The sequence below is a fragment of the Paracoccus haeundaensis genome (assembly GCF_006239215.1).
GTDB lineage: Bacteria > Pseudomonadota > Alphaproteobacteria > Rhodobacterales > Rhodobacteraceae > Paracoccus > Paracoccus marcusii.
On record NZ_VDDC01000066.1, the window covers coordinates 1 to 7,949 of the forward strand.

The following is a 7,949-nucleotide window of genomic DNA, read 5'->3' on the forward strand; positions in this document are numbered from 1 at the left end:
CTTTTTCTTGCCTGCACAGCCCACCCTCGTTCAACCCCTGGCTGCGCTGTGGCGGATATGAGGTGTTATGCGCCGGAGCGGGCGGGGGTGCCGAAGTCAGCCGGGGGTTGTCTCATGAGGGTCTGCGGTGTGCCGCATCTGCCAGCTGTTTTTCACGCCGCAGGGCGGCGGCGCGCAAAGCCTCCTCCAGCCTTCGGGCCAGCTCGATCAGGTGGGGCACTCTGGAAATTCATAACGCGGTCACTCCAACAAGCCGGGAATTGATTGCTGCGTGCTCTTCGGCGGAAGGGCAGGAGACCCATGAAGCTCAGTATATGCTAGCTTCTGTGCCCCCGGGCTTTTGATGGCCCATGCGATCTTGATCGCGCCGACCTTGCGCCCAACCTTTACCGGCTCGAACGCCGCATGGAATTCTGCAAGCCGGTTAACCTCTTCAAAGGCCGGCCGGATCGCGAACTTCAGAAGGTTGGAATATGTGCCCAGTTTTCCGGCTTCGACTCCCAGCATCGAGCGGAACTGGTCAATATCGAATGTCTCGGAACGAACGTACGACAGGCGCGCGCGCTTGGCGACGATCTCATAAAGGGCCAGGGCATACTTGCTGGACACTGCATGGATCACGTCGAGCTGCAGCTTGGCGAAGATCTGGCTGTCGCGCAGCAGCTCCACCAGGACCGGGTCGAACTCGTAGGTGAGATACCCACGGTCGCTCTTGCGATCAGCGATGGTGGTGCGGCCGAGGAGGGGCACTAGCTCAACTCTGTCAGGAGAGCGGATAGTAACGATAGTCCGCATGAGTGACTTGATGGCTTGTGCCAGGCGCTCATTGCCTGCGTGCGAGAATTTGAGCGCCGTCAGAGGAATGGTGAATCGCTGATGGGGGATCGCCATGTCCGGCCCATGAGCATTGTGCAGCAATAGGTTGAAAGCACGACGAGCGTTCAGCGTTAGTTTCTCCGCGCCGTCCACTTCGACCAACTCGGCAGGCTTAAGCATCTCGCCGCCTAGTGGCCGCAGTGCAAGCGTTGAAACCGTAGTTTTCGGGTCGTTTTCCATGCCAAACCGTAGCCGCGTGTTCTGTTTTTAACTACGGCTAAACCTCACGGGTCAAATGAAAGCCGCCAACCCGTAGTATTCGGGTCGCTCAGAAGGGCAGGGGGCATAGAATGCTGGCTTTCCAGCAGATCGACCCGATTTCTACGGCTTCGCGACCCGATTTCTACGGTTCAAAGGGTTTGAACGACCCAATACCTACGGGACTTACACCCAATAGCTACGGGTCGGCTGTGTATTTCAACCTAAAATCAGTGCTCTAGATGCCAAGGAAGAAGAAGAAAGAGAAGAAGAGAAGATTGCGGAAATAGGAGACACCATGCATGTCCCCCAAACGCAAAAAAACCGCCTCCCGGTTATCAGCCGAGGGGCGATGACGGTTGCGGACAGTGGCGATGTCAACAACCTATGAAGCAAGCAAATCAACTAACACGACGAACATTTGCACACGCTGCTCTTCGTGTTGCAATCCAGATACAACAACCGCAGGTTGCAAAAAGCCTTTACCATGCTAGTAACTTTCTCTTGATCAATCTGACGCTGACAAAATATCGGGGAATTTCCCTGAACTTGTGAGTTTGAGATGATCAAATTGAAATCGTTTATTGCTACGATGTTTGTTGCTGGCCTGTTTTCTGGTCATGCTATGGCACAGGATGGTGCAGGTTATGCGCTGAATGATACCACCGCACGCAGCACCTTCTATTTCGGCGCAGGTACCTCAAATGACGATGGTCTTGATGCAGCCGATGAGACGCCCCTTGTTATCGGCTTCACGCATCAACCCATGAACAGCAAGATGGTTTGGGGTCTCGATATTGCCCGGGAAGGTACCATGCTGGACTCTACGTATGGGCAAGATCGCGCTGTGTCGTCCGCCATCTCGTTCAACCTTCTTGTTGGCCGCAACTTCGTTGAAACGGCGAAATACAAGGTCGACGGCGCTTTGATCCTGGGCGTTCGTGAGGAAGCACAAGACTGCCCGGCCTCGTTCCTGGGGTATCAGTGCTATGCTGATACCGATCCGGAAACTGAATACACCGGCAACTTTGGTGCATTGGCTACCATCTCAGTGGAAAAGATGGTTATTGGTGTGCGCGCAACCAGCGAGAGCGCCCAAGTGCTGGTCGGTTTCCGTTTCTGATAACCTGATGTCGGGCAGCAGAGCGTCTTCACTGTCTGGGCAATTATAAATGACATGTCCGTTCGTTCATTCGAGCGGACATCTCAATTTTTAGTCACGAGGGCAGGGGGCTAAGTGCGGTTACCCGGCCGGCCATGAGGCTTGTGACCCCACTTGTCGGACGCTCGCCCCCGTACCTCCTCCAGGGCCTCAGGCATCGAATCCGAATAGCCGTTCTTGGAAGGCATGGTGACAACCGACCACGTCCACTGGGGGCGGCCGAAGCGACTACTCTGCTGGTCGTCCAGCATAGCTACCGCCACGGCAGCAGCCTGATCTTCGTGGGGTGGAGCCAGGCACGCCACAGCGGCCAGTGGTGCCGCTCATCCTCCGGGATCAGCATCTGTCGATATTTCAGCGCACAGAAGAAGGATGCCATCTTCATCAGGCCGAAGACGATGTTGGCATAGCGCCCCACGTGATCCGCGAGCCAGGCGGCTGCATCGGGCGCCCACAGCCTCAGCAGAGGCATGAACAGGTCCCAGTATGCACTCTATAAGCTGACCAAGCAGCTTGCCTTCTATTGCCAGCTCCATGCTGATTTCCTGAAGTCCGGGATGACCTACGATGCTATCATCGAGGGGCTGGAAGCCTTGGCGCGTGAGCTTGGGGGCGTGTTGAGCCCAATCCGGCGCGCGAGGCTTGGATCGGAATCTAAGGCCTACCTCTCGAGCTATGCGACCTGTTCAAGCCGACTGCAAATTGGGGCCTCGTCATGTTCGACTATCGGCAACGCATGTAGTCTATTTTAAACAGGCGTGTTCACCTTATCCTCAGCAATTGAGGTTGGTGCATGGATGTTCAAACCGCAGCACATGCGGTTCCCAGCTGACGGGTGGATATGCGTTGTCCAAGGCGGTGGCGATCCAAGAAAAATATTGGCTAAGATTTTCTTAAAAGAACTGAAAATTCTGACAATCATTGACACTCCAAAAAGACGAATAATCACAATCGCGTGCTCAAATATTGCATATCGTGCATTTTCAGCGCAAGAAAAAACACTAAGATTAGTTAATGTTTTGCCTTCGTTTCTCGCCACGGCGCAAACGTCGGCAGCGCCCCGGTAATCTCGATCGTGTCCAGCATCCACGGCCTGCTCACGACGGCCCACAGGTCCAGCAGCGCCCCGCACCATGCCAGGTAGTTACGGCGCTTGGCGGCGACCATACTGGCAGTGCCAGTGTAGCTGATGGCGCAGACGTCACCCTTTCGCTCACGTTTGTGGCGATACTTGTCACGCCAGACCCAAAAGCTGCCGATCTGCGCGGTACCGGCCAGGAAGCATCCCTCCTCGTCGCTCCAGCCCCACCCGCAGGGCGTGATGCTGATACGATCCCCCTGCCCCCAGTCCGGCGCGCTGAGCGCACGGGCCAGCTCGGCGATCTGGGTTCCCGACAAACCCACGCCCTGTTCGGCGGGTCTGAGCAACGCAAGGGCCAGATGATGAGGGGACCTTCGAACAAGTCGAACGAAGGTCCCCATGAAGAGAGTGCGTTTGCTCTTCATGGGCAGAGAACAGGACCTGTCTGAAGATGTTCCTGCCTTTTACGTCGTAGAGCGTGGGTGGGAGTGTGTGTGGCAAGAAACGGAAGTGTAATTTTTCACACCCGCTAACGCTGCTGACCGCCTGGTTCGAGTGTCGCGAAGCTGTCAGCGCGGCACCGCCAGATGCACTAAACTGAGCGTGGTTCCCTCGGTAAGGCAGGCCATGTCCGACACCCCTCAGGTCCCTGATCCGTTTCCGCTCGATTTCGACATTGAGGATGGCCCTTGCTTGGTTTGCAAAGGCAAGCTGGCTGAGGATTGGATCTGCCTGGAATGCGGTGCGGACCACTTCGAGGGCGTCATGCTGTTGATCGGGTATGGAATGCCTCGAAAAGGCGCTCCGCCTCCCTCAGCGAGATGCGACCTGATCTGACTGGCACAGGGGGGCGGGGATTAGTCGGGGGCGGTAAGGCAGTTGAGCCGCTCGAGGAGCTGCCTCGAGGCCCTGAAATGCATGTGTCGCTTGGGTGGCACCTCTACGGGCTCTCCGGTCCTCGGATTGCGGCCCACACGAGCGACCCGGACCTTGCTGAAAAAGCTGCCGAACCCGCGCAGCTCCACCCTGTGCCCTTGGCTCAGGGTCTCGGCGATCTCGTCCAGGATCGTGTCCAAAGCTTTTTCCGCGGCAAGCGCAGACAGATGCGGATTGGCCTGACGCAGCTTCGCCAGCAGCTCTGAACGGATCATCTGGCCTCTTCCGGGTCTCACAGGAGCATGGACAGGCCTCTCCAATGCCAAGGCCCGCGGCTTAACTGCCGCTCTCCCCTGCAAGATCCACAGTATTTCGCTGGTTTGTGTTTTCCCGCGTCTCGCCCGTGTATTTCATACAACGCAATTGGACATAACTTTTTGAATTTAGCGGGACAGCAAATAATAAGTCCGCTATTGGCGTATTCCCTTTAATTTAACGTTGCGTGATTATACGTCAAAGACAGTTTGGAAAAAAAGGATGCCCATGTCTGATCTTGATTTCGACACCATGAGCCTGGACGAGCTGAAGCGTCTGAAGCGGGACCTCGACAAGGCCATCGCCAATTATGACGACCGCCGCAAGGCGGAGGCCCGACGCGATCTGGAGGAGAAGGCTCGCGAATACGGGTTTTCCCTCTCGGAGCTTGCGGAGGCCAAAACCACGAAACGTGGCACCGTTGCCCCGAAATATCGCAATCCAAGCAATCCAGAGCAGACCTGGTCAGGACGGGGTCGGCAACCGACGTGGTTTCGGGATGCTATCGAGGCGGGGACCGAGCCTGACGATCTCACGATCTGACATCGCACAAGATGATGGGCTCGTCTTGCACCGGCCCATATGAATTGTTCTGCGTCGGAGAAGAGAGGGAAGTAGAGGTTGACCTAAGATCGCTTCAGATCTTCCTCGATCGTCCGCACCAGCTCGGCATGCCGCTCATCCTGTTCGGCTTTGCTCATCGGCGGGATGAGCAAACCGCGCTGTGGCTCAGGTGAGGATACCATGCGCCTATCACGCCTTTTGCGCGCCCGACCCAATGCATCATTCATCTGGTGGGCCAATTCGATCAGCTGTGGGTGTATGTCCGTCATGCTGACGAACCTGACCCTCTCCGCCATGTTCCAGAAAACATTTGCAATGTGTGCATCCATTTTTGCGATGGTTGCGTCATCAGAACGGTAACCAGTCCGGAGCCGCCAGAGACATTTTGTCCTTGGCGGTTCTTTTATGCCCGGAGGTCGCAGGTTCAAGCGGAGACTGGCATGTGATCTGATGCAACCAAATCGGGTGCTATACGGCCGACAACCCCGGTGTTGGCACTTGCGCCGGGGTTTTCAAAAAGGCCACCCCGAACACCGCAACACCTGTCTGTTGTAGATCCAAAGCAATCATCATCCTAACGAAACTTCAGCCGGTTAGTCGGACGGACTGGTCAGTCATGCAAGGACAAAAAGTTTTGAAGATTAAACAGGGTTAGGCTTTCGATTTCAGGCAGGAGACCGCGTCCTTGACGGGCCTGAAGCGTTTTACCGTGATTGGAACAGACCGCGAAGCGGTCTTCATTTTCAACACCGGGACCGCCTCAGCAGGCCGAGAATGTTTCAGCAAAGTCCGTGATGGCTTGATTTTTGATGTATCCGCAGTGTGGCCGAAAAACTTCTAGAAAGATTTTTCAAAAACTTTGCTCAACTTTTGGTAGAAATTCTATTTTGTACACTCCAAATGAGACTCATGTGACGTGGAAGCGAGTGCTCGAGAGAGGCATTTGCTTTGGAGAATTTTGGCTGCTCCCGGACAAGGAGTACCAAGACAAGGAGTGAGAAAATGGCCCTCAGTGAACTGGCTGACGTCGGGATGTTTTCACATGACAAGACCCCGGTGTTCGATCGGGTCGTCGAAACAGCGCGGATGCTTCTAGACAGCAAGATAAGCTTGATTTCACTCATCGACGAAGACCAAGACCGTCAGTTTTTCAAAGCTGAGACTGGTCTCTCGCTCCCTTGGTCAACGCGGCGTGAAACCTCTCTTACTCACTCGCTTTGCAAAATCGTTGCTGCTCAGGAAGCGCCGCTGGCCGTAAACGATGCTCGTGCCGAGACCCGTTTCAAAGATCATGCCGCCGTAAGTGATTTTGGAGTGGTTGCTTACCTTGGTGTTCCGATCGGAGATGATGCCGGCAAGGCGATCGGTGCTCTTTGTGTAATGGATACTGAGCCGCGCTCATGGTCAGAAGATGATGTTGATATTATGGTCGCCCTCGGCACGGGAGTGTCCGTCCAGATCAAGCTCATGCTCGAGGGGCGCAAGAAAGAGCTTGCGGAACAGCAGCATGCCGAACCCGATATCGCCGCCTTTGCTGCGTTTGATGATCTGCCAGGCGCCATAGTTTCATATATCCAGGCTTCCGACGGACGAGAGGTGATTGGCACTGCCTCAGGCGAAACCAAGGCCATTTGGGAGATCGAAAGCGATCAGCTTGCTGATGACTTTGGTGGAGTTTTTGCGAACTGCATGCCGGAGGATATAATAGGCGGGCGCGTAGCGATGGGAAATTCCGCTGCCCGTCTCATCCAATGGCAGCATGAATGGCATGCGACGACCCCCTCCGGAGCGGTGAAACGCCTGAGTGGATATGGCCATCCTGAAGCTCTTCCAGATGGAAGCATCAGATGGGACGTCGTCGTGCGTGACGTCACCCATAGAGTGCACCCCCTGAGTGCCGCATCGTGACTGAATGAGAAGCAAAGGGCGGCTGAACGATCAGTCACCCTTTTCCGCTAGATCTTAAAGAAGCTCCAACACACAGCGCGGATGCCGAAATGCAATTTCGGTTAACATCGCGCATATCCTGCAACTGCAACGCCCCCCTTGCGAGCCTCAATCAGTTCACCGGGACATAGGGATCGACCCAGAAGGCGCAGAAGCGGCGTCCGGTGGTTCCGGTGACCAGCTCCCCTCCCGCGGAGCCGCAGAACACCCCCGGACGCTTCCCGAACTCCCGTGCATCACCGCGTCCCTGGATCAGAAGCAGCGTCACGATGCCCAGAACGGCCCCCAGAGCCGCAATGCCTCCGAAGACGGCCAGACCCCCTCCGAAGCTGTAGAGGGCCTGCTGGCGGCCTTTGACGGCTTCCAGGCGCATGTGGTTGGCGGCGGCCCTGATCTGATCCTCCAGGCCCCTTACGGCCTGTCCTGCGGCCTCCTGGGCGGCCGTGAGGCTGTCGCGGTGCATACGGCGGGACATCTCGGCGGCGGTGCTGCCGATCTGGCGGTTCTGCTCCAGGGCGTCGATGGTGATCTTCTGCACCGAGGCCATGAGCCTTGCGGCTTCAGCCTTGGTGGTTGCGGTGGCGGTGAGGTTGCCTACGTCCTGGCGCAGGAGCCGCACCTGGTCGGTCAGATCGGCAATCAGCTCGGCGGGGGATTTGGCGGCGGCGCTCATGCGGTGCCCGCCTTCGCGTCCAGCTCGGCCAGCAGTCCGGCGATCTCTTTTTGATCGACCTCGCGGGTGGCGTTCTTGCGTAAGTTGGCCGCCATCCACTTGGCGATCTTGGGATCCTTCAACGCCTCTGTGGTGACGATGGCGCCGACGATGATCTTGCGGCGGGTGTCGCTGGCCTTTTGTCGGGTCTTGAGGCGGTTCAGCTTGGCCTGTGCCTCGGCGATCTGCTGGTCAATGGTCCTGGGCATTTTGAAATC

9 protein-coding genes are annotated in these 7,949 nt (G+C 56.5%); 3 read left to right on the forward strand and 6 right to left on the reverse strand.

The window, feature by feature from the left end; translation table 11 throughout:
• Nucleotides 1-240: 240 nt before the first annotated feature.
• Nucleotides 241-1,056, reverse strand: a complete 816-nt coding sequence (locus tag FHD67_RS19420; RefSeq protein WP_139599754.1) for a replication initiation protein — start codon at nt 1,054-1,056, stop codon at nt 241-243.
• A 580-nt stretch (nt 1,057-1,636) separates the two neighbouring features.
• On the opposite strand from FHD67_RS19420, the gene FHD67_RS19425 reads away from it, so the two are divergent.
• A complete protein-coding gene (locus tag FHD67_RS19425; protein WP_139599755.1) occupies nt 1,637-2,197 on the forward strand; it encodes a hypothetical protein in 561 nt (186 codons plus the stop codon).
• A 292-nt stretch (nt 2,198-2,489) separates the two neighbouring features.
• Here FHD67_RS19425 and FHD67_RS19430 read toward each other — a convergent pair whose 3' ends face one another.
• The 3 genes from FHD67_RS19430 to FHD67_RS19440 all read right to left on the reverse strand — a co-directional run bounded on the left by FHD67_RS19430 (nt 2,490) and on the right by FHD67_RS19440 (nt 4,468).
• A complete protein-coding gene (locus tag FHD67_RS19430) occupies nt 2,490-2,708 on the reverse strand; it encodes a hypothetical protein (RefSeq protein WP_139599756.1) in 219 nt (72 codons plus the stop codon).
• A gap of 539 nt (nt 2,709-3,247) precedes the next feature.
• Nucleotides 3,248-3,742 carry a hypothetical protein gene (locus tag FHD67_RS19435; RefSeq protein WP_176695221.1) on the reverse strand — a complete coding sequence of 165 codons (495 nt, stop codon included), beginning with the start codon at nt 3,740-3,742 and terminating at the stop codon, nt 3,248-3,250.
• A gap of 432 nt (nt 3,743-4,174) precedes the next feature.
• Entirely contained in the window at nt 4,175-4,468 is a 294-nt protein-coding gene (locus FHD67_RS19440; RefSeq protein ID WP_139599758.1) for an HU family DNA-binding protein, read from the reverse strand.
• Nucleotides 4,469-4,736: 268 nt separating this feature from the next.
• On the opposite strand from FHD67_RS19440, the gene FHD67_RS19445 reads away from it, so the two are divergent.
• Together FHD67_RS19445 and FHD67_RS19455 are read left to right on the forward strand one after the other, a co-directional pair.
• A complete protein-coding gene (locus FHD67_RS19445; protein ID WP_139599759.1) occupies nt 4,737-5,051 on the forward strand; it encodes an H-NS histone family protein in 315 nt (104 codons plus the stop codon).
• A gap of 1,023 nt (nt 5,052-6,074) precedes the next feature.
• Nucleotides 6,075-6,980 carry a GAF domain-containing protein gene (locus tag FHD67_RS19455; RefSeq protein WP_139599761.1) on the forward strand — a complete coding sequence of 302 codons (906 nt, stop codon included), beginning with the start codon at nt 6,075-6,077 and terminating at the stop codon, nt 6,978-6,980.
• Nucleotides 6,981-7,131: 151 nt separating this feature from the next.
• On the opposite strand, the gene FHD67_RS19460 is transcribed toward FHD67_RS19455, so the two are convergent.
• Together FHD67_RS19460 and FHD67_RS19465 are read right to left on the reverse strand one after the other, a co-directional pair.
• On the reverse strand, nt 7,132-7,692 hold the full coding sequence (locus tag FHD67_RS19460) for a hypothetical protein (protein WP_139599762.1): 561 nt from the start codon (nt 7,690-7,692) through the stop codon (nt 7,132-7,134).
• A partial coding sequence (locus tag FHD67_RS19465) for a hypothetical protein (protein WP_246071367.1) occupies nt 7,689-7,949 on the reverse strand: 261 nt, incomplete at its 5' end. The genes FHD67_RS19460 and FHD67_RS19465, both read right to left, overlap by 4 nt.